This window comes from Phocaeicola sp. HCN-40430 (genome assembly GCF_037890285.1).
In the GTDB taxonomy this organism is placed as follows: domain Bacteria; phylum Bacteroidota; class Bacteroidia; order Bacteroidales; family Bacteroidaceae; genus Phocaeicola; species Phocaeicola acetigenes.
Genome location: NZ_JBBKBS010000019.1, coordinates 35,120 through 58,030 on the forward strand (window position 1 = coordinate 35,120; position 22,911 = coordinate 58,030).

Below are 22,911 nucleotides of genomic sequence, written 5' to 3' on the forward strand. Positions count from 1 at the left end.
TATTTTATGAAAAAGTTTTTTCATTATATATTAATGGCTGCCTTTATAGGTGGAACCATTCCTTTCTCATCATGTAATGATGATGATGAAAATCAGCTGAATGAATGGAATATGAGCTATGTTTCATTATTGCCAGCAGATTATTTACGTCCAATTCCATCTTTTACATTGAAGCATATCATAGATAAAGGTATTGAAGGAAGTGTAGAATTTCAAGTGATGGCTACTTTGCAGAAGCCAGCAAGTCAGGATGTTTCGGTAAATATTGATGCAACTTGCGATGGCATAGCAGCAGATAAGATTGTTAAATCAAGCGATGCTGCCATTATTAAAGCAGGAAATTTAAAATCAGAACCTGTTACAATTAGTATTACCGATTGGTCTGATATAGAAAGTGTAGAAGAGGCTGCAGAATATACTTTAAATATTAAAGTAAAAGATATTGTAACTGGAGCCGTAGAAGTTGCCAATGCAGAATTTAATCAATCTGTTGCTGTTAAGATAAAGAAAGAACAGGCAAAGATGGAAGAATTTTTATTCTTTAATAAAGAACCGGAAAAGAGTACTTTATACACGAATGTTACAGATTGGGACTTTTCTTTTATGGATGGAGTTGAAAATGCTGGATCAAATAGTGTGGCTGGTACAGGTGGAAATGATGTTGCAACTAACGGAGTTCCATTTTGGGTAAGTGTTGATTTTAAAGAAGTGAAAAAATTGACAGGTATAAAAACTTCTCACTGGGGACCAGGATTTGCACCTTCTAAAGTAGAAATCCTTACATCTGATAACGGTAGTACTTGGAAATCTTGGGGAGAAGTAGGTACTTCAGGATCTTATCAGATTATAGCATTTAAAAATGTAATAGAAGCTCGTTACTTAAAGTATCAGATGGTAACTGTACCTGGTCGTGTAAATATAACAAAACTTCATGTTTATATGTCTAATGAATAATTAGTTTTTTTGTAATATTATATAAGTAGAGAGCAGCCTATAATAATGTAGGTTGCTCTTTTTTTATTGAAATTACAACTAAAGTGCAGTAAGCATTTGTTTGAATACATACTGATATTCCGAAAAAAGTAGTACATTTGTTTCCTTAAAAGCAATGGGGTTAAAAAATAATTTGTTAACTAATCAATCATTTTTCAAATGAAAAAGCAGTACATTTTAGGACTGTTCCTTCTTTGTGGAGGACTCTTTTCCTGTTCGTCAGGAGTAAAAAATCAGGCTAATTTTGATGTGATTCCTTTACCACAAGAAGTACAAGCAACTTCTGAGGGTGACTTTGTGTTGAATAATCATACAGTCATTGCTTATCCGAAAGGAAATGAAGTAATGAAGCGTAATGCAGAATTTCTGGCTGAGTATATAAAAGAACAGACAGGTAAGACTATCCAGCTTACAGAAGAAACTCCTTCATCAGATGCTATTGTTTTGGCTCTTGGATTAGACAATGCGAATGAAGAAGCATATCGTTTGGAGGTTTCCAAACAGCAGATTACCATTACCGGAGCAACAGAAGCAGGTGTGTTTTATGGTATTCAGACATTGCGCAAAGCCATGCCTGTAGCAGAAGGTGATGTAAATTTCCCTTCTACTGTAGTAAACGATTATCCACGTTTTGCTTATCGTGGAGCACATCTTGATGTTTCACGACACTTCTTTTCTACCGATTCTATCAAACGCTTTATCGATATGCTGGCATTGCATAACATCAACCGTTTCCATTGGCATCTTACAGACGATCAGGGATGGCGTATCGAAATAAAGAAGCATCCAAAACTGACAGAAATAGGTTCAGTACGTGAAGGTACCATTCAAGGACGTAATTCCGGAGAATGCGACAGTAAACCATATGGAGGTTTCTATACACAGGAAGAAGCAAAAGACATTGTAAAATATGCACAGGAACGTCATATTACTGTTATTCCTGAAATTGATCTTCCCGGACATATGTTGGCAGCTATAACCGTTTATCCGGAATTAGGCTGTACAGGAGGTCCATATAAAGTTTGGACAAGATGGGGAATTTCCGATGATGTGCTTTGTGCCGGAAATGATAAAACATTAGATTTTATTGATGACGTGTTGGAAGAAGTAGTAGAAATATTCCCTTCTGAATACATTCATGTAGGAGGAGATGAATGTCCGAAAGTACGTTGGAAATCTTGTCCGAAATGTCAGGCACGTATCAAGCAATTAGGACTGAAAGCCGATAATAAACATACAGCAGAAGAGAAACTGCAAAGTTTCATTATTCATCATGCCGAAAAATTCCTGAACGGTAAAGGCCGTCAGATGATTGGATGGGACGAAACTCTGGAAGGAGGACTGGCTCCCAATGCTACAGTGATGTCATGGCGTGGAATAGAAGGAGGTATAGAAGCAGCCAAGCAGAAGCATGATGCGATTATGACTCCTACTGCTTTTATGTATTTCGATTATTATCAGACAATTGATACGACAAACGAACCGCTTGCTATCGGTGGATATGTTCCGGTAGAAAAGGTGTACAGTTTTGAGCCGGTTCACGAAAGTCTGACACCGGAAGAAGCTAAACACATTATCGGAGTACAGGCTAATTTATGGACAGAATATATTCCTACTTTCCGTCAGGTAGAATATATGGAACTTCCTCGTATGGCAGCACTTGCTGAAGTACAGTGGACAATGCCCGAAAAGAAAAATTACGATGCATTCCTGCAGCGTTTAGTCAGACTGATTCCTATCTATGATAAGGAAGCATACAATTATGCAAAACATGTTTTCAATGTAAAGGCAGAATATTTACCTGATACAAAGAATAATGTATTGAATGTGGTATTGTCTACTATTGATGATGCACCGGTTTATTATACACTCGATGGAACAGAACCGACTGCTTCATCTGCACAGTATACAGATACATTGAAAATCAGTCAAAGCTGTGTATTGAAGGCAGTTGTGGTTCGTTCTGCCGGAGTTAGTCCTGTATTGAAAGAAAATATTACACTTAATAAGGCCAGTATGAAGCCTGTTACCATGCTGCAGCCTATTAATGAAAAATATAAATTTGGAGGTGAAAATACGCTGATTGATGGTCTTGAAGGTACAAGAAACTATCGTACAGGCCGTTGGATTGCATTCTACAAAAATGATATGGAAGCAGTAGTCGATCTGCAGAAAGAGACTTCAATCAGCAAAGCATGGATACGTGCCTATGTGGAAATGGGTGAAGAAATATTGGATTTACGTAAGTTTGCAGTAGCAGTTTCTACAGACGGTAAGACTTATAAGGAAATAAAGTCTGAAGCTTATCCTGCTGCCAAGAAAGAAGACAAGAATGGTATTTTTACCCATGAACTGACTTTCGATCCTGTAAATGTGCGTTATGTTAAGTTTATGGCACAACCTGAATACAGTATTCCGGCATGGCACGGTGGAAAAGGTCGTCCGGCATTTATTTTTGTCGATGAAATAGGTCTTGAATAAGTTTTGTGAGTTTGTGAGTTTTTTCAGTTTGTAAGTTTGCCGATGCAGTAAATCCACAAACTAAAAAACTCACAAACTTAAAAACTAAAATGAATATTTAAGTTTGCTGATACATACACCTATAAACTAAAAAACTCACAAACTTAAAAACTTAATAACCAAATACTCATGAAAACAGACATCTTTAAACTTTTATTGCTTTCGGGGGCCATTTCTATGGGAGCCTCTGCTTCCGCTCAGGTAGATTTGGTAAAGGAAGGGAAAAGCAAATCAAAAATTGTATTGGCCGAACGTACTGAAGTGAACCGTACGGCAGCCACTATCTTGCAGGATTTCGTTCAGAAAATCAGCGGTTGCAAACTGGATATCAAAGAGAAGGGCAAAGCCGGACAAGGTGATATTCTGATAGGCAGCTCCACTTCTTCTTCTTTGCAGGAAGACGGTTATCAGCTTTCTACTACCGGTGGTAAACTGGTGATTACAGGAAAAGACAACGGACCTGTATATGGTGTGGTATCTCTTCTGGAAGATTATCTGGGTGTAGATTACTGGGGTAATGGGGAATACAATCTGGAAAAGCGTACAACTATTTCCCTTCCTTCCATCGAGAAGACCGATAACCCTGCTTTCCGTTACCGTCAGACACAGAATTATGTAATGGCTACCGATTCTTTATACAAATGGTGGTATCGTCTGGAGCAGCCTGATGAAGTCTTTGCAGCCAATTATTGGGTACATACCTTCAACCGTCTTCTCCCTGTAGAAGAATACGGAGAGAAACATCCTGAATATTATGCCTATTTCGATGGGAAGCGTCATCCGGGAGCACAATGGTGTCTTACCAATCCTGAAGTATTCGAAATCGTATCCCAGCGAATCGATTCTATCTTCAAGGCCAATCCTGATCAGAAAATCATCAGTGTGAGCCAGAACGACGGTAACAATACCAACTGTACCTGTCCGGAATGCAAGAAGCTTGACGATGCAGCCGGTTCTCCTTCGGGAAGTTTGATTTATTTTATGAATAAGCTTGCCAAACGTTTCCCAGATAAGGAAATTTCTACATTGGCTTATCTTTATACGATGAATCCTCCCAAGAATGTCAAGCCTGAGCCAAATGTGGTTGTGATGCTTTGCGATATTGACTGCGACCGTGAAGTCTCTCTGACAGAAAATGCCAGCGGTCAGTATTTCATGAAGGCTTTGAAGGGATGGTCGGATATTACAGACAATATTTTCCTTTGGGATTACGGAATCAACTTCGATTGTCAGATGTCTCCTTTCCCTAATTTCTATATTATGCAGGATAATATGCGTCTTTTCCGCGACCATCATGTAAAAATGCATTTTTCACAGATTAACAGCAGTTACGGAACTGATTTTGCAGAACTTCGTTCCTACATTGCTTCCAAACTGATGTGGAATCCGGATAGAGAGGTAGACCAGCTTATCAGACATTTCCTGAAATCTTATTATGGAGCGGCTTCCGATTATCTGTATCAGTATATCCAGCTGGTTCAGGGTGCTTTGTGGGGAAGTGGTCATCGTTTGTGGATTTACGACTCTCCGGTATCTCATAAAGAAGGTATGCTGAATCCTGTTCTGATGAAACGTTATCGGGCTATTTTCGATAAGGCTGAAGCAGCGGTAGCCGATGATCCTGTAGCTTTGGACCGTGTTCGCCGTACCCGTCTTCCCTTGCTTTATTCAGAACTGGAACTTCTTCGTGCACAGCAGGAAAAAGATTTTGATGAAGTGACTCAGAAGCTGAATTATTTTGAATCGGAAGCCAAATACTTTAACGACCCGGTTATCAATGAACGTAATAACCGTGCATTGGATTACTGCAAACTTTACCGTGAACGCTATATGCCAAGTACAGAAAAGAATTTGGCTTTGGGTGCTACTGTCACTTATCTGGTAAATCCGGAAAGCAAGTATGTAGAACTTGGTAAAACAGCCTTGACAGACGGTCTGTTTGGCGGTGCTTCCTTTATGGAAAGCTGGGTAGGCTGGGAAGGCAAGGATGCAGCTTTTGTGGTAGATTTGGGCGAAACCAAGGAAGTAAGAAGCATCGAAACCGACTTCCTGCATCAGATCGGTCAATGGATTCTATTCCCTCTGAAGGTGGTCTACAGCTATTCGGAAGACGGAAAGACCTATCATCCTTGGGAAACCATTGAAATGCCCGAGGAACGTGCCGGTATGGTAATGTACAGAGGTGTGAAAGCCGAATCTCAGACACCTTTGAAAGCACGTTATCTGAAAGTTGAAGTAACAGGTACCAAAGTCTGTCCTACCTGGCATTATGGAGTAGGCAATCCTTCCTGGTTCTTTATCGATGAAGTAACCGTAAGATAATTTTCTCTATAAATACAAAAGACATTGTTATTTGCTTGAACTAAAAAAGAGTAAGTAACAATGTCTTTTATTTTATATGGCCTTTCTGTAAATTTGTTTTGATTCTTTCTTATTTAATGCAAATTCGATATAAAATCTTTATAAAAATCATTTGCCATATAATAAATCTCTGTAATTTTACCGGCCGAGGATATATTGATGAAATAAGTTTGTGAGTTTTTTAGTTTGTGAGTTTGCTAATGTAGTACCTCATAAACTTATAAACTAAAAAACTTAAGAGCTAAAACGTGTTTTTCAGTTTGCTGATGCAGTAAATCTACAAACTTATAAACTCACAAACTTAAAAACTTAATAACTAAATACTTATGAAAACAGACATCTTTAAACTTTTATTGCTTTCGGGGGCCATTTCTATGGGAGCCTCTGCTTCCGCTCAGGTAGATTTGGTAAAGGAGGGGAAAAGTAAATCAAAAATTGTATTGGCCGAACGTACTGAAGTGAACCGTACGGCAGCCACTATCTTGCAGGATTTCGTTCAGAAAATCAGCGGTTGCAAACTGGATATCAAAGAGAAGGGCAAAGCCGGACAAGGCGATATTCTGATAGGCAGTTCCACTTCTTCTTCTTTGCAGGAAGACGGCTATCAGCTTTCTACTACCGGTGGTAAACTGGTGATTACAGGAAAAGACAACGGCCCTGTCTATGGTGTAGTATCTCTTTTGGAAGATTATCTGGGTGTAGATTACTGGGGCAATGGGGAATACAATCTGGAAAAGCGTACAACTATTTCCCTTCCTTCCATCGAGAAGACCGACAATCCTGCTTTCCGTTACCGTCAGACACAGAATTATGCATTGGCTACCGATTCTTTATACAAATGGTGGTATCGTCTGGAGCAGCCTGATGAAGTCTTTGCAGCCAATTATTGGGTACATACCTTCCACCGTCTTCTCCCTGTAGAAGAATACGGCAAGAAACATCCTGAATATTATGCCTATTTCGATGGGAAGCGTCATCCGGGAGCACAATGGTGTCTTACCAATCCGGAGGTATTCGAAATCGTATCCCAGCGCATCGATTCTATCTTCAAGGCCAATCCTGATCAGAAAATCATCAGTGTGAGCCAGAACGACGGTAACAATACCAACTGTACCTGTCCGGAATGCAAGAAGCTTGACGATGCAGCCGGTTCTCCTTCGGGCAGTTTGATTTATTTTATGAATAAGCTTGCCAAACGTTTCCCAGATAAGGAAATTTCTACATTGGCTTATCTTTATACGATGAATCCTCCCAAGAATGTCAAGCCTGAGCCAAATGTGGTTGTGATGCTTTGCGACATCGACTGCGACCGTGAAGTCTCTCTGACAGAAAATGCCAGCGGTCAGTATTTCATGAAGGCTTTGAAGGGATGGTCGGATATTACAGACAATATTTTCCTTTGGGATTACGGAATCAACTTCGACTGTTATTTGTCTCCTTTCCCTAATCTCTATATTATGCAGGATAACATCCGTACATTCCGCGACCATCATGTAAAAATGCATTTCTCACAAGTAGCCAGCAGTTATGGAGGTGATTTTGCAGAACTTCGTTCCTACATTGCTTCCAAACTGATGTGGAATCCGGATGTAGATGTAGACCGTGTGATTAAGCATTTCCTGAAGTCTTATTATGGAGCTGCTTCCGATTATCTGTATCAGTATATCCAGCTGGTTCAGGGTGCTTTGTGGGGAAGTGGTCATCGTCTGTGGATTTACGACTCTCCGGTATCTCATAAAGAAGGTATGCTGAATCCTGTTCTGATGAAACGTTATCGGGCTATTTTCGATAAGGCCGAAGCAGCGGTAGCCGATGATCCTGTAGCTTTGGACCGTGTTCGCCGCACCCGTCTTTCCTTGCTTTATTCAGAACTGGAACTTCTTCGTGCACAGCAGGAAAAAGATTTTGATGAAGTGGCTCAGAAACTGAATTATTTTGAGGAACAAGCTAAGCATTTTAATAATCCGGCTATTAATGAACGTAATAACCGTGCATTGGATTACTGCAAACTTTACCGTGAACGCTATATGCCAAGTACAGAAAAGAATTTGGCTTTGGGTGCCACTGTCACTTATCTGGTAAATCCGGAAAGCAAGTATGTAGAACTTGGTAAAACAGCCTTGACCGACGGTCTGTTTGGTGGTGCTTCCTTTATGGAAAGCTGGGTAGGCTGGGAAGGCAAGGATGCTGCTTTTGTGGTAGATTTGGGTGAAACCAAGGAGGTAAGAAGCATCGAAACCGACTTCCTGCATCAGATCGGTCAATGGATTCTATTCCCTCTGAAGGTGGTTTACAGCTATTCGGAAGACGGAAAGACCTATCATCCTTGGGAAACCATTGAAATGCCCGAAGAGCGTGCCGGAATGGTAATGTACAGAGGTGTGAAAGCCGAATCTCAGACACCTTTGAAAGCACGTTATCTGAAAGTCGAAGTAACAGGTACCAAAGTCTGTCCTACCTGGCATTATGGAGTAGGCAATCCTTCCTGGTTCTTTATCGATGAAGTAACCGTAAGATAACTCCCTATAAAATACAATAAGGTAGACATTGCCGCTTACTCTTAATAAAGGAAGAGCAAGTGGCAATGTTTTTTTGTTTTTTGTAATGTTTTCTGTAAATTTGTTCCCATTCATTTTATAATTGAATACAGTGTTGAACCTTAAGCACAATGAACGAACTGTCAAAAGAAGAAAAAGAAAAGTTTGAAGCACTTTTTCGCACAATGTATCCTAAAGTAAAAGCTTTTGCTGCAAAGATTTTACAGTCGGAAGACGATGCAGAGGACATCGCCGAGGATATTTTTGTGAAACTTTTGAATGATTTTCAGGCTTGGGAAAATCCGGAAACCCGGAACAGTTTTATTTATACTTTAACCCGCAATCATATATTCAATTTTTTAAAGCATAAGGCCATTGAACAGAAATTTCAGGCAGAGAAAGAGATCAACTTGTCCGATTATTATGAAGAGAGCGAAATACATAATAGTCTTTATGCAAAAGAACTGAAACTTCTGGTCGAGCTGACTATTAAAAACATGCCCGAACAGCGTAGAAAGATATTTGTGATGAGCCGTTTCCAGAAAAAAACGCATGCAGAAATAGCAGAAGAACTCGATTTGTCTGTCCGTACCGTGGAGCGCCATGTGTATCTGGCCTTGAAGGAATTGAAAAAAGTAATATCAATGTTTATGTTACTTTGTTCGTTATGATAAAGTAAAAGTCTGAATTTAAAAACAAATGATAGCAAAAAGAATCGTTTATAAAAATTCTTTTTGCTATCATTTGTTTTTTAACGGTTTGAAAATTGAGTAATATCTCTGTATGAATTGTTTTTATATAAAGTATAAATTATTTTATATCATATATAGAAACTATGAAAAAAAGATTTTTGACACTATTGGCAGTTGTAGCTTTGCCATGGGTGATGTTTGCCCAAAACATCGTAGACGTATTTCTGATAGGAGGACAATCTAATGCCACAGGACAAGGTATAGTAAAAAATATTCCTTCTTCCTTTCATACAGACGAAAGGGTACATTTCTATTATTCAAAATTTCTGAATCAAGGAGAAGGAGGCGGACAATGGAGGGCTTTATGTTCGGCTTCTGAAACAAAAGAAAAGTTTGGAGTAGAACTCAGTATGGGTACTGCATTGAAAAAATATTTTCCCAATAGAGAAATAGCATTGATTAAACATGCATTATCCGGTTCTAACCTGTACAGTCAATGGAATCCGGGAAATAGAAGTGGAGAAAAAAGAGGTCCGGAATACGAAAAGTTTATAAATACCGTGCAGGAAGCTTTGAATGATTTGAAAGCACAAGGTTATCGTCCTGTTATCAGAGCCATGGTATGGCAACAAGGTGAGGCAGATGCAAGAGAACTTGCAGGATTAGATAATTCCAGAATGTATGGAAATAATCTTCGGAACTTCATTTTACAGATACGTAAAGAATTGGAAGCTCCCGATATGTTATTTATATATGGAGAAGTTATTCCTATGCCGGCCATTCGCTTTCCGGGAAGAGAATTGGTAAGACAGGCACAGATAGAGGTTTCTGAAGGAGCCTGCTCTCCTCTTTCTGTAAAAAATGCAATCCTTGTAGAAGGAGATGACTTGCAGATGAAACGCACCGATTATCAGACTCCCGTACCGCAGGACGATGTGCATTTAGGAACATTTGGACTTCTTACTCTTGGAGAACGTTTTGCAAAAGCTATTTACGATAATTCGAAGTGTTGGAAATAAATGATTTATATTTCATTCTACAAAGAAATGATGTGATTTGTTCATCGTCCCACTATAATGGTACGATCGTCTCATTGGAGTGGGACGGTCGTACCATTGTAAAGAGACGGGTGTCTCACTGCAAGGAGACACCTTATGTTTCTGTTGTTTTTTCTTTCTTTTATACTGAATATCCGTAGGCCTGTTCTATTTCTTTTTACTGATATCTTCCCATTGCTGATTCATTCTTTCTACAGACTGGGTTCCATATTCATTTCCTTCGAACGATTGTCGGAAGGATTTCATCTGTTTCCAGAGGCAATCGGAAAGTTTTTTCCTGATTTCCGGATAAGTGCGACTGACATCTGTTCTTTCGAAAGGATCTGATTTCAGGTCATACAGTTCGGTGGTACCCTGGTTGTAATAAAGTTTATATCCGCCGTCTACTACAGCCCCTTGTGTACCGGAACAGAATACCAATGGTTTTTGGCGTTGAATATCAGAATTATTCAAGAATGGTACAAACGATTCTCCATCCAGCTGGTAAGGTACCGAGGTGGAGATATTAGCCAGTTCCAGTATACTTGGAAGATAATCGGATGTACTGCAAGGTTGCGTTATCTTTCCGGTTTTTTGTGTTCTTCCGTCTATCATGAAAGCCGGCACCCGTATGCCTCCTTCATAAAGCGAACGTTTCTTACCCTTAAAGTTCCCTGCTGTACCGGGAGTATTCAGTTCCGGACCATTGTCGCTACAAAAGAAGATAATGGTATTGTCGTATACTCCTTTTATTTTCAGATATTGTACCAGCCGTTCTATCTGGTCGTCCATGGCTGTGATACAACCGTAATAGTTTCTTTCCTTTAAAGGCAGATTCTGGTAGCGTGCAGCATATTCCGGACCGGCTACACAAGGCAGGTGAGGAGTATGAAACCAGATGGTAGCCAGAAAAGGTTTCTGTGCTCCGATGGCTTTGTCGATAAACGGTAATGTACGGTCTATAATAATCCGGCTGTCGTCTCCCCGGAGTCCTTCTGTTACTTTATTCCCTTCAATATCCCAATAATAAGTACCGTATGCTTTGGTTTCTTCGTATTCGGGCAGATAATCCCAAAAACGTCCGTCGCTTGACAGGGGAGCTCTCATAGGGTCGAAGGTCGGCACTTTCGATTCTGTTACAAAGGCATCGTCATATCCATGCTCTGCAGGCGGATTGAGCAAGTGCTTGTTTTCCGGTCTTCCCCGATTCGCATCTATTTCCTTACAGGTCAGTGTTCCCAGATGCCATTTCCCAAAGTGTCCGGTCGCATATCCTTTTTCTTTCAATATTTCCGGCAATGTCGTTTCTTCCGGTCGGAGAATACCTACATTAGGGGCAAATACTCCCATACGGTATGCATTTCTTCCGGTCAGTACACTGGCACGTGTGGGTGAAGACAAAGGAGCACCGGCATAAAAATGTTCGAAAACAACTCCTTCGGATGCAAGTCTGTCCATACACGGAGTTTGGATATTAGTATTTCCATTGAATCCTACATCTCCCCATCCCAGGTCGTCTGCCATAATTAAAACAATATTGGGAGAATTGTTTGTCTGTGCGTAGCCCCAGGAAGCAGCAAATAGAGGCAGCAGGCTACATAGCTTCAAAGTCTTTTCCATAATTAAAGTATAATTTATTTTTTAAGTTTTGCGAGTGGTTCATAATTGTCAATCACAGCTTTCAGTGCCTTGGCCACTTTCTTTTGCTCTTCCGACATTTGTGACTGAGGGATAGGATGTTTTTCGTCGAAGTCTGTCTGTATATCATAAAACTCTCCTGTGCGATAAAGTTTGTATTGCTTGTTTCTTGCAAATACGGCAGCTTGAGTGTCGTATACTTTTCTGGGGGCATACCAGCAGTAAATCCATTCTCTGGCATGGGTTGTGTCTCCTTTTAGTTGAGGATAAAAGCTTTTTCCATCCAGTTCTTTGTCTGTGGGAAGAGGGATGTGAGCAGCTTCACAAAGAGTTGGCAGGAAATCTGTAAAATCAATCAACTGGGTATTGACTGTATTTTTTAATCCTTCCGGTGCAGATACAATTAATGGGACATGGGTTCCGGAGTCCAATGTCTTTCCTTTTCCACCGGGGTAAGGTTTTCCGTTCAGCATTGTTACAATGGGTTTGTCTGTACCATTGTCTCCGGTAAATATAATAAGCGTGTTTTCTCTCAGGCTTAGTCGGTTTATTTCGTCTACAATGCGTCCTACCAGTTTATCTGTATATTTTACCATGTCCGGAAAATGGACGGCATTTCCTTTGTATGTAGCAGAACGTTGTCGAGATTCGTTTTCGGAGTCTGGAGTGGGCACAAAGGGACAGTGTGTCAGCATCATCGGATAATAAACAAAAAAAGGTTTTTCTTTATTTTGCCGGATAAAATCGATGATATAGTTACACGCGATATCGGGTCCGAAATCTTTTTCTGAAAACTCGAAACTTTCTCCATTGATATCCATTACCGGATATGTATAGCGTGTGTCATTTCCTTGTGCGTCTACAGCCTTTTGGGTATGTTGCCACAAGCAAGCTTGATCAAAACCAAAATGATGTGGAGAATCTTTTTCTTTTCCCAACTGCCATTTTCCTGCGATACAGGTTGTATATCCTGCCTTTTTCAATAAGTTGGCAAATGTAGTTTCTTTGCGGTCTAATTCTCCAAAGGAGATATAATTGCGCACATTGTATTTCCCTGTCATCAGTTGTACTCTGCTTGGCGTGCTAAGCGGGTTGGAGTGGCAGTTCTCAAACCTGATTCCTTCTTCTGCAAGTCTGTTGATGTTGGGTGTCTGATACTCTCCTCCATTGGCTCCGATACATTCATATCCGAAATCATCTGCCATAATCAATACGATATTAGGACAGTGCTCTGTCTGTGCATAAATATTGGAACTTGAAAGAGCCGGCAATAAAAAACTTAAATATGCTGTCTTTTTCATGGTAAATTGGATTTTATAAATAAAACAACTGAGACTTTGTTACTACTCATCTTAGGAAAGAATAATACCATTGTAGAAATTTTTTTCAAAGTTGGTTGCGTAGTCTGTTTATATGGATTGTTTTTAGAATATAATCGCGATAAAGAATGAGAAATTATTTTAAAGATATTATAAACCTTTTTACTTCTTCTTCTCAAGATGAAGAAATGAAAAGTAAGTTCTACGGATGGCTGACCAACGAACAGCATGCCGAAGAAAAGGATTCTGCCTTATATGAGTATTGGACAAACGTAAAAGGCAGTACAGAATTGAATTTAGAGGATAAATTGCAACGGGTATATGGAAAAGCCGGTGTTCGGGTATCGATGCAGAAAAAGAATTACTGGCTGAGACCATTACGCTATGCAGCAGCTGTAGCGGTGTTGATGGTTTCTGTATATACGGCTCATGTATGGACTAAAAAACAGTATGCCGATGTAGCAACGATAGAGAAGTATGTAGCTCCGGGAGAAATGCAACTTATCAAATTGCCGGATGAAACCATGGTACATATCAATGCAGGCAGTTTGTTGCTTTATCCTGAGAAGTTTGTAGGAAGCACACGTACCGTGTTCTTAATAGGTGAAGCTAATTTTAAGGTAAAGAAGAATGCCGAACAACCGTTCATTGTACGTTCCAGTACAATGTCGGTTACGGCATTAGGAACAGAATTTAATGTAAGAGCTTATGCCGACGACCGCAATATGGAAGCTACTTTGCTTGAAGGAAAGGTAAAGGTAGCTTGCGGAAACGAAGGAAAAGATTATATTTTATCACCGGGAGAACAGGTTTCTTATAATAGAACCACAGGAGAGAGCTCGTTGGCAAAAGTAGATGTAGTAGATGCTACAGCCTGGCAGCGTGGAGAACTGGTCTTCCGTAGTGTGACGGTAAGGGAGATGTCGATAATGTTGCAACGTAAGTTCAATGTTCAATTCCATTCTGCACCGAACCGTTTCAATGAGGATAAATATAACTTCCGTTTCTCCGGAAACGCATCCTTCAATGAGATCATGAAAATTATACAGTCTGTAGTAGGAGATTTCAGTTATCGGATAGAAGGACAAGATTGCTATATAGAGTGAGTTGCTTTAAGTTTTTGAGTTCTTTAGTTCTTGAGTTTTTTTATCAGACAATCAAACTAAAAAACTTAAAAACTCAAAAACTTAAAAAACTAAAATATGAATGATATAAAGATGTGCGTATGAAAAAAAGTATCCGGAAAAAGGAGGCCGCCTTGTTTCCGGATATGAAATGGAAAGTCTTTAGCATTTTACCTTAATGCGTTGGTATGAATAGTAATATTATGAAGTTAAACACTAAAAACTTTAGCAAGATATGAATAAATATCGAATTAGAGCAAAAGCAGTAACATTATTTAGCTGTTTGATGCTTTCTCAAACAGTTCTTTGGGCACAGGATGCTCATAAAATATCTATTAAAAAAGAAAAACTCACATTAAAGGAAGCCTTAAAAGAAGTAGAAAAACAGTCTAAAACTTCTATTGCTTACAATGAATCTCAGTTGGGAGCCAATAAGGTAATTTCGCTCAATTTGTCTGATGCCACATTGGATACAGCCTTGAGCCAGATTCTGAAAGGCACCGGATTCTCTTATCGTCTGGAGGGGAACTATGTCATCTTGCAACCTGTAGAAAAACAGCAGAAGGGGAAAATCAAGCAGGTAAGCGGACAGATTATCGACGAAAGTCAGATGCCGATGATTGGTGTCAATGTCATGATTAAAGGAAAGCCGGGAGTAGGTACTATTACCGATTTCGACGGTAATTTCTCTTTGGAAGTGGCAGAAGGCGATGTATTGGAAGTGTCGTATGTAGGTTATGCTACTCAGGATGTAAAAGTACAGGCAAGCAATGTGTATAATCTGACTATGAAAGCCGATACCGAAGTGTTGGAAGAAGTCGTAGTCACTGCCTTGGGTATCAAACGTAAATCGAAAGCCTTGGGATATAACCTGACTGAGTTGAAATCGGATGAAGTAACTGCTGTAAAGGATGCGAACTTTGTCAACTCACTGACAGGTAAGGTAGCCGGTTTGCAAATTAACAGTAGCGGTGGTATCGGTGGTTCTACCAAGGTGGTAATGCGTGGTGCCAAATCCATCAGTAAGAGCAACAACGTACTGTATGTCATCGATGGTGTGCCTTTGAACAATACCAATGGTGGTGATGCAGAGGCTGGTCAGGGATTTTTTACAACTGCACCGAAAGGAGAAGGTATTGCGGATATCAACCCGGAAGATATCGAGAGCATGTCGGTACTGACCGGTCCTTCGGCTGCCGCTCTTTACGGTAGCAATGCAGCCAATGGTGCCATCTTGATTACTACGAAAAAAGGAGCAGCAGGTAAACCGAAAATTACCTTGGCACACAATACCGATTTCTCCAAACCGTTTGTATTGCCCCGTTTCCAAAATACGTATGGAAACAAGCCGGGAGAATTTACCAGCTGGGGAGAAAAGTTGGATACTCCGTCCGATTATGATCCATCTGATTTCTTCCGTACCGGTTACAATACCACTACTTCGCTGTCTATCTCGTTGGGTACGGAAAAGAACCAGACTTTTGCTTCGGCTTCTACCACCGCTTCAGAAGGTATTATTCCGAACAACAAATACCAGCGTCATAACTTTACGGTACGCAACTCTACCAATTTCTTCGACGACCGTATGACCATGGATTTGGGTTTCAGCTATGTGCTGCAGAAAGACCAGAATATGATGTCGCAAGGTCAGTATTTCAATCCGTTGGTACCGGTTTACCTCTTCCCACGCGGCGAGGATTTTACTCCTTACCGTATGTTCGAGCGCTATGACGAAGGTCGTCAGTTGATGACACAGTACTGGCCGTATGGAGAAATGGGTATGACCATGCAGAATCCATACTGGATTACTGAACGGAATATGTTCAACAACGATCGTGACCGCTACATGGCCAATGCCGGATTGAAATATAAAGTATTCGACTGGCTGGATATCAGTGGCCGTGTGCGTATTGACAATGCCATCACCCGACATACCAAAAAACTGTATGCAGGTACAGATGCGAAATTATCCCAAAGTAAAGGATATTATGGAGATTATACGGATATTGACAGACAGACTTATGCGGATGTATTGATGAATATCAACAAACGTTTCAATGAGTTTGATTTGACAGCCAATATCGGTGCCAGCATTCAGGACATCCGTTATGAAAGAAACGGGGCAGAAGGACAACTTAGTATGATTCCTAACTTTTTTACCTTGCACAATGTGGATTTAAATGCCAATAATTCCCGTATTAAACAGGATGGTTGGAAAGAACAGACCCAGTCTGTATTTGCCAGTGCTGAATTGGGATGGAGAAGTATGGTATACCTGAGTGCTACAGCTCGTAACGACTGGGCTTCGGCTTTGCAGAATACTCCGAATACTTCGTTCTTCTATCCTTCTATAGGTCTTTCGGGAGTGATTACTGAAATGGTAAAACTGCCGGAATGGCTGACTTTCTGGAAAGTGAGAGGTTCTTACAGTTCGGTAGGTAATGCTCCTTCCCGTTATCTGACAATTCCTACTTATGGTTACAACTCAAACGGAGAGTTCCAGACTAATACACACATGCCGATTCCTGAGTTGGAAGCAGAACGTACCAAGTCGTTCGAAATAGGTACCAATATGAAGTTCTTCAATGGAAAACTGGGCTTCGATTTTACTTATTACAAATCGAATACCTACAACCAGACTTTTGAAGCGAAGGCTTCTCCATCTTCCGGATATTCTACTTTCTTTATTCAGGCAGGAGATATCGAGAACTGGGGTATTGAATCAATGTTGTCGTACGAAGACAACTTTGGTGGCGTAAACTGGAGTTCACAACTGACATTCAGTATGAACCGCAACCGTATCAACGAGCTGGTTCGCAATTATCCCGATCCTACTACCGGAGAATTGATCAGCATTCCAAGTCTGGAAGTGGCTAAATTTGGTACTTACCGTATGATTCTGGAAGAAGGCGGCTCGATGGGTGATCTTTATGTAACCAACCGTCTGCGTGAAGACGGCAACGGATTCATCTATGTAGATCCGGACAGCAATCAGTTGCAGACAGTAGAAGAACTTCAGAAAGTAGGTAATGCCAATCCTGATTTCAATCTTGGCTTCCGCAACAGTTTCTCCTGGAAGGGAGTCAGCTTGGGATTCCTGATTTCAGCCCGTATCGGTGGTGAAGTGATGTCGGCTACTCAGGCTATTTTGGACCGTTTTGGGGTATCGGAAGCTTCTGCCATTGCCCGCGACAATGGAGGTGTACCGGTGAACTTCGGAAAAATGGATGCCCAGTATTTTTATGAATACATTGGTAACGGCGATACCGGTATGTTGTCTAACTATGTATACAGTGCAACTAATGTACGTTTGCAGGAGTTGACCATAGGTTATAATTTGCCTAAGAAATGGTTCAATGAAAAGGTAGATATGACCGTTTCTTTCGTAGGACGTAACTTGTGGATGATTTACAACAAGGCACCGTTCGATCCGGAAGCCATTGCCTTTACCGGAACCTATTACCAAGGATTGGATTACTTTATGCAGCCCAGTATGCGTAACGTAGGCTTTAGTGTACGTATGAATTTTTAACGGATAAATTGAAAATACAGATATGAAAAACTCTAAGATAAAACTTTTTAGCCAAAGTCTTTTGTTCGCCGGCGCTTTGTCGATGACAGCTTGTACCGGATGGTTCGACAATATACCACCATACGAGGCTACTGATGATATGCTGGATGGGGACAATGTAAAGATTGGAGCTTTCTTCCCTCAGTTGCAGCGAAATGTAATTTCTACCCATAACAATCAGTTTCAGTTGTCTGAGAATCTGATAGGAGATATCTATTCGGGCTATTTGGCTATACCGACCAATTTTAACAGTAATAAGAACAATGCGACTTATTTTTTCCAGGATAACTGGTTAAACTCTCCTTATGAAAAGGTATATACCCAGGCAATTGGTGCCTATATGGAAATAAAGAAAAATACAGAGGGAGATGAAAATTCTCATATTTACCAATGGGCACAGATTCTGAAGATTGCTTCTATGCATCGCTTTACGGATATGTGGGGACCGATTCCTTATCTGGCAGTGGGTAGTGGAGCAATGACTACTCCTTACGACAGCCAGGAAGCGGTATATATGAAGTTTTTCGAAGAATTGGACAAGGCGGTGGAAGTCCTTTCCAAGTTTGTAGCCAATAATCCGGGTTCCAAACCTATGGCAGAATACGACCTGGTATATGGAGGAGATTATGCCAAATGGATAAAATTTGCCAATTCCCTGCATCTTCGCCTGGCCATGCGTTTGGCTTATATCAAGCCGGATGTGGCACAGCAGGAAGCGGAGAAAGCGGTAACTGCACAAGGAGGGTTGATTACTTCGAACGACGACAATGCCGGAGTGAAGAGTGTAGGTGCTAATGAAGTGATTAACCAGCTTTGGACCATGTGGGCAAGTTATCAGGATATCCGTATGGGAGCTTCTTTCCTCTCTGTATTGGATGGATACGACGACCCGCGTTTGGGCAAGATGTTTTCTCCGGGTAAGGTAAAAGAGCAGGAAGGATATTTTGCTTTGCGTACAGGTATTAATTTGGACTCGAATAAGGATTCACGCTTGGGATATTCTTGTCCGAACATTCAAAGCAATACACCGATTGTCTGGATGAATGCGGCAGAAGTGGCTTTCCTGAAAGCGGAAGGTGCTTTACGTGGATGGAACATGGGAATGGATGCCGAGGAAGCTTATAAACAGGGAATTACGCTGTCGTTTGCCGAATGGGGTGCCGGAAGTCCGGATACTTATATGACAGATTCGGAAAAGACTGCTGCCAACTATGTAGACCCATTGACCAGTTCGAACAACATCAATGCGGTAAGTCATATTACCATTGCATGGAATGAGGGTGATTCAAAAGACAAGAATCTGGAACGTATCATTACACAGAAATGGATTGCCATGTTCCCCAATGGACAGGAAGCATGGACAGAGTATCGCCGTACAGGCTATCCGCAGTTGTTCCCTGTGAAAATAAACAACAGTGCCGGTACCATTGATACGGATATTCAGATCCGTCGTATGCCTTTTGCCAAGTCGGAATATACTTTGAATCCGGATGGAATTCAGAAAGCAGTAGAATTGTTGGGTGGTCCGGATCATGGAGGTACTCGTCTTTGGTGGGATGTGGAAAATAAATCGGTTAATTGATAAACAGAACAGGTATGAAAAATATAATAAAATCAATTGGTTTGTGTTTCGGATTGGGATTGGCTCTGCAGGCTTGCGATGATTGGACCATTCCCGAAAATGAAGTGATTCAGAACTTGCAGGGAACTCCTAAATCGGAAGAATATTATGAAAAGCTGAGAGCTTATAAGAAAAGTGATCATCAAATTGCTTTTGGATGGTTTGGATTTTGGAATGGAGGAACTTCAACTTCTGCGCGCGGTTCTTTGAGAAGTGTGCCTGATAGTGTAGATCTTGTTGCCATTTGGGGTAATGAACATGCTTTTAATCTAACGCAAACTAAGATAAATGATATGCGTTATGTACAGGAAAAATTTGGAACAAAAGTGTTGTTTACAATTTTTGCACACGGAATACCAGAGCCTTTTGATGCAACTCCTGAAGGTATAAAAGCGTATGCTTCAGCAATGTGTGACACTGTATATAAATATGGATATGATGGCTTGGATTTGGATTATGAACCAGGATTTGGAGGATCTGGTCCATTGGTTTCTGGACCTGGTCATATGGATAATATGGAAATATTTGTTCGTAAGTTGAGTGAAAGATTAGGTCCAGCTTCTGGAACTGGTAAGTTGTTGGTTATTGATGGTGTACCTTATCACTTGAATGAAGGTTTGTCTGCTTTATTTGATTATGGTATTGTTCAAGCTTATTCTTCTCGTGGGGATAGTGATTTGCAGAGTAGATTTAATAATGCGTTTGCAAATGGATGGAAGCCTGAACAATATATTTTTACGGAAAATTTTGAATCTCTTTGGAAGACTGGAGGAACTACTAATTATCGGGATAAGGATGGAAATATTATGAATTCCTTACAGGGGATGGCTCGCTTTAATCCAGAACAGGGTAAAAAGGCTGGTTGCGGAACTTATCATATGGAATATGAATATGCCCATAACCCGGAATATAAATTTTTGCGTCAGGCTATTCAGATTATGAATCCGGCTAATCCAAATAATTAAAATCTAATGTATTATGAGAAATAAATTAAAATTAGCAATATTGGCTTTGGCTGTAGGTAGTTTGACTACAGCCTGCCAATCTGAATACGATATCATTGAAAATGGTGTGTATCTGACCGATGCACAAAGTGCGCAGGCAAAACGCGTAACCATAGACGATAAAGGGGCCAGTACTCGTCTGTCTTCCCGATTGGGAGCTCCGGCAGAAGGAGATGTCACTGTAAACTATGGTTTTGATGCGGCTGCTTTGCAGGCTTATAATGCAAAAAATGGAGTGGACTATCAGTTGCTTCCCGAAAAATATTATTCTTTCTCGGAAGCACAAGCTACCATAAAGGCTGGGGAAGTGTCTTCTGCTCCCGTAGATTTGATAATCAAGCCTTTTGATGAAGGAGTAGATGCAACGAAAAAGTATGCCATTCCGGTATCGATTGTAAGTGCTTCGGGAGCAGATGTGCTACAGGCTTCTTCTTCACTGATGATCCTGATTGATCAGGTGGTTGTAACTACTGTACCTTATTTGGGAACTGGGAATTATATTGCTGTAACTCCTCCCGAACCTTTGACCGGATTGAGTGCCTGGACGTTGGAATGGAACCTTTGTATGGATGCTTTTAACCGTAATAATGTGACTCAGTGGAAAATTACTGGTTTAGATGGTAAAGTTGCTGTATATACCCGATTTGGGGATGTGACTTGTGATCAGAATCAGTTCCAGGCAAAAGTAGGTGCCGGTAAGCCGCAGAGTATTACTCGTTTTACTGCAAAAAAATGGTATCATCTGGCATTTACTTACGATGGTGCTAACTTACGTCTGTATGTAGATGGTAAATTAGACTTTACTTATCCGCATGCAGCTCCGGGAGAAGTTTTCGATTTTAAGAAAATTGTTTTTTCGAATGATGAAAAATCCACTTATTCTTTGAAAGGTAAAGTAAGTGAGTTACGTGTATGGTCGGTAGCCCGTAGTCAGGCAGAAATCGAAAACAATATGTATGTGGTATCTCCTGATTCTCCGGGATTGGAGGTATATTGGAAATGTAACGAAGGAAGCGGCACTTTGATTAAAGACCATAGTGGTCATGATGGTAGAGACGGACAGTTGAAAATGGAAGCTACTTGGGAGTCTGGTGTTCGTTTTCCCGATACAGAAGAATAAAAGCTTTGCTTTTTTTTCATAGATAGGTTAATTTAAAACGTAAAGGCATACCGAAATAGGATGGTTTAATATCAACTATGAGGTATGCCTTTCTTAATATAATTGTCATAAGGTTACTTTGGTTTTTGAAGGGACATAATATATGTTATCTTGAAAGATGATCTGCATAGGGTAAGCATAAGATTGAAGTGGAGATAATCTGGTAAACTGAAAGATATAGAATATCGTAAATAAGATATATAAGTTGATTTTGGATTAAAATATTCTATGAGTAACGATAAATATTGAAATTATGAGAAAACTATTGATATCGGCTCTGATTGTTTGGTTGGAAAGTACGGTTTTATTTGCTCAAAAAACAGATGATTTGGATTTATCGGTTTTAATAAAACCTGTGAGTGAATCATCTTTTATGAGAGATCAGAGATATTTTCATTGGTGTAATTCGATTATAAAAGACGAAGAAGGTACGTATCATTTATTTTATTCCCGTTGGCCTAAGTCTATTGGGTTTTGTGGCTGGCTTACTCATTCAGAGATTGCTCATGCAGTATCAAAGTCTATGTCCGGACCATATTTATATAAAGAAACAGCATTGAAAGCAAGAGAAGGAGCTTGGGATGCAGTGACGGCTCATAATGTGCAAGTAAGGAAGTTTGGCAATCAATATTATATGTATTATACCTCTACAAATACAGGAGGGGTGGAAATAGATAAGTATAAATTGGATGAAATAGGAAAAGTCGGTTATTCGCATAAGGATTGGGACTTGCTCCGGTCTCATCAGAGAGCAGGAGTAGCAGTATCGAGTTCTCTGAATGGTCCTTGGATAAGGAGTGAAAAACCTTTGCTGGAACCGGAAGGACCGATTAAAAATGTGGCAGTAAATCCGTCTGTTTGTCAAGGAAAAGAAGGACGGTTTTATTTGATTATCAAGGGAGATGACAAATTAGCTGCAAAGAGAAGACTGATTCAGGCGGTAGGATCTTCTTCTGATCCCGATGGAGGATTTGTCTTAGAAGATAAGCCTGCATTTGCAGATATACCTACAGAAGATGTTTGTGTGTGGTTTGATGAGAATAGGGAAAGGTTTTATGCGATTTTTCATGCACACGGAGGAGATTTTATAGGTTTGATAACTTCGGAAGATGGTATAAACTGGCATAAGGCTAAAAATTATCTGGTTTGTAAAAAGGAAATTCCATTGGGAAACGGAACTGTGATGCAAGTTGATAATATGGAACGTCCTTATGTATATATTGAGGAAGGTGAGGTAAAAATGATTTCGTTTGCGGTAAAAAAAGGAAATGATTCATTTATTGTATTTTTTCCTCAGCAATAATTAAGAATATTACAATTTTTATTACGATAAAA

At 40.2% G+C, this 22,911-nt stretch carries 14 protein-coding genes; 12 read left to right on the forward strand and 2 right to left on the reverse strand.

Annotated elements, in window-relative coordinates; translation table 11 throughout:
* Positions 1 to 6: 6 nt before the first annotated feature.
* From WKU26_RS09235 to WKU26_RS09260, 6 genes are all read left to right on the forward strand, one after another.
* Positions 7 to 954 carry a DUF4999 domain-containing protein gene (locus WKU26_RS09235; RefSeq protein ID WP_340321754.1) on the forward strand — a complete coding sequence of 316 codons (948 nt, stop codon included), beginning with the start codon at positions 7 to 9 and terminating at the stop codon, positions 952 to 954.
* Positions 955 to 1,152: 198 nt separating this feature from the next.
* Positions 1,153 to 3,474 carry a glycoside hydrolase family 20 protein gene (locus WKU26_RS09240; protein WP_340321755.1) on the forward strand — a complete coding sequence of 774 codons (2,322 nt, stop codon included), beginning with the start codon at positions 1,153 to 1,155 and terminating at the stop codon, positions 3,472 to 3,474.
* 168 nt (positions 3,475 to 3,642) lie between these two features.
* On the forward strand, positions 3,643 to 5,835 hold the full coding sequence (locus WKU26_RS09245) for a DUF4838 domain-containing protein (RefSeq protein ID WP_340321756.1): 2,193 nt from the start codon (positions 3,643 to 3,645) through the stop codon (positions 5,833 to 5,835).
* A 365-nt stretch (positions 5,836 to 6,200) separates the two neighbouring features.
* A complete protein-coding gene (locus tag WKU26_RS09250) occupies positions 6,201 to 8,393 on the forward strand; it encodes a DUF4838 domain-containing protein (protein ID WP_340321757.1) in 2,193 nt (730 codons plus the stop codon).
* A 149-nt stretch (positions 8,394 to 8,542) separates the two neighbouring features.
* The gene (locus WKU26_RS09255; protein ID WP_178266329.1) at positions 8,543 to 9,082 is read left to right on the forward strand and encodes an RNA polymerase sigma-70 factor; all 540 of its coding nucleotides are present in this window, start codon (positions 8,543 to 8,545) and stop codon (positions 9,080 to 9,082) included.
* A gap of 164 nt (positions 9,083 to 9,246) precedes the next feature.
* The gene (locus WKU26_RS09260; protein ID WP_340321758.1) at positions 9,247 to 10,122 is read left to right on the forward strand and encodes a sialate O-acetylesterase; all 876 of its coding nucleotides are present in this window, start codon (positions 9,247 to 9,249) and stop codon (positions 10,120 to 10,122) included.
* Positions 10,123 to 10,308: 186 nt separating this feature from the next.
* Here WKU26_RS09260 and WKU26_RS09265 read toward each other — a convergent pair whose 3' ends face one another.
* Positions 10,309 to 11,760 carry a sulfatase family protein gene (locus WKU26_RS09265; protein WP_340321759.1) on the reverse strand — a complete coding sequence of 484 codons (1,452 nt, stop codon included), beginning with the start codon at positions 11,758 to 11,760 and terminating at the stop codon, positions 10,309 to 10,311.
* Between the two features lie 14 nt (positions 11,761 to 11,774).
* The gene (locus WKU26_RS09270; RefSeq protein ID WP_340321760.1) at positions 11,775 to 13,079 is read right to left on the reverse strand and encodes a sulfatase-like hydrolase/transferase; all 1,305 of its coding nucleotides are present in this window, start codon (positions 13,077 to 13,079) and stop codon (positions 11,775 to 11,777) included.
* Between the two features lie 146 nt (positions 13,080 to 13,225).
* On the opposite strand from WKU26_RS09270, the gene WKU26_RS09275 reads away from it, so the two are divergent.
* From WKU26_RS09275 to WKU26_RS09300, 6 genes are all read left to right on the forward strand, one after another.
* On the forward strand, positions 13,226 to 14,203 hold the full coding sequence (locus WKU26_RS09275) for a FecR family protein (RefSeq protein ID WP_340321761.1): 978 nt from the start codon (positions 13,226 to 13,228) through the stop codon (positions 14,201 to 14,203).
* Positions 14,204 to 14,456: 253 nt separating this feature from the next.
* Positions 14,457 to 17,753, forward strand: coding sequence for a TonB-dependent receptor (locus WKU26_RS09280; protein WP_340321762.1), 3,297 nt, complete (start codon positions 14,457 to 14,459; stop codon positions 17,751 to 17,753).
* 22 nt (positions 17,754 to 17,775) lie between these two features.
* A complete protein-coding gene (locus tag WKU26_RS09285; RefSeq protein WP_340321763.1) occupies positions 17,776 to 19,374 on the forward strand; it encodes a RagB/SusD family nutrient uptake outer membrane protein in 1,599 nt (532 codons plus the stop codon).
* Positions 19,375 to 19,388: 14 nt separating this feature from the next.
* Positions 19,389 to 20,378 (forward strand): glycoside hydrolase family 18, encoded by a 990-nt coding sequence (locus tag WKU26_RS09290; RefSeq protein ID WP_340321764.1) that lies wholly within the window; start codon positions 19,389 to 19,391, stop codon positions 20,376 to 20,378.
* A 13-nt stretch (positions 20,379 to 20,391) separates the two neighbouring features.
* Positions 20,392 to 21,537: a DUF1735 and LamG domain-containing protein gene (locus WKU26_RS09295; protein ID WP_340321765.1), complete on the forward strand. Its 1,146-nt coding sequence runs from the start codon at positions 20,392 to 20,394 to the stop codon at positions 21,535 to 21,537.
* A 292-nt stretch (positions 21,538 to 21,829) separates the two neighbouring features.
* Positions 21,830 to 22,879, forward strand: a complete 1,050-nt coding sequence (locus WKU26_RS09300; protein WP_340321766.1) for a glycoside hydrolase family protein — start codon at positions 21,830 to 21,832, stop codon at positions 22,877 to 22,879.
* Positions 22,880 to 22,911: the final 32 nt, after the last annotated feature.

Coding starts and splice junctions, on each gene's coding strand:
- WKU26_RS09295 (WP_340321765.1), top strand. CDS start 20,392: ATGAGAAATAAATTAAAATTAGCAATATTGGCTTTGGCTGTAGGTAGT.
- WKU26_RS09280 (WP_340321762.1), top strand. CDS start 14,457: ATGAATAAATATCGAATTAGAGCAAAAGCAGTAACATTATTTAGCTGT.
- WKU26_RS09250 (WP_340321757.1), top strand. CDS start 6,201: ATGAAAACAGACATCTTTAAACTTTTATTGCTTTCGGGGGCCATTTCT.
- WKU26_RS09260 (WP_340321758.1), top strand. CDS start 9,247: ATGAAAAAAAGATTTTTGACACTATTGGCAGTTGTAGCTTTGCCATGG.
- WKU26_RS09285 (WP_340321763.1), top strand. CDS start 17,776: ATGAAAAACTCTAAGATAAAACTTTTTAGCCAAAGTCTTTTGTTCGCC.
- WKU26_RS09300 (WP_340321766.1), top strand. CDS start 21,830: ATGAGAAAACTATTGATATCGGCTCTGATTGTTTGGTTGGAAAGTACG.
- WKU26_RS09265 (WP_340321759.1), bottom strand. CDS start 11,760: ATGGAAAAGACTTTGAAGCTATGTAGCCTGCTGCCTCTATTTGCTGCT.
- WKU26_RS09270 (WP_340321760.1), bottom strand. CDS start 13,079: ATGAAAAAGACAGCATATTTAAGTTTTTTATTGCCGGCTCTTTCAAGT.
- WKU26_RS09275 (WP_340321761.1), top strand. CDS start 13,226: ATGAGAAATTATTTTAAAGATATTATAAACCTTTTTACTTCTTCTTCT.
- WKU26_RS09245 (WP_340321756.1), top strand. CDS start 3,643: ATGAAAACAGACATCTTTAAACTTTTATTGCTTTCGGGGGCCATTTCT.
- WKU26_RS09255 (WP_178266329.1), top strand. CDS start 8,543: ATGAACGAACTGTCAAAAGAAGAAAAAGAAAAGTTTGAAGCACTTTTT.
- WKU26_RS09235 (WP_340321754.1), top strand. CDS start 7: ATGAAAAAGTTTTTTCATTATATATTAATGGCTGCCTTTATAGGTGGA.
- WKU26_RS09240 (WP_340321755.1), top strand. CDS start 1,153: ATGAAAAAGCAGTACATTTTAGGACTGTTCCTTCTTTGTGGAGGACTC.
- WKU26_RS09290 (WP_340321764.1), top strand. CDS start 19,389: ATGAAAAATATAATAAAATCAATTGGTTTGTGTTTCGGATTGGGATTG.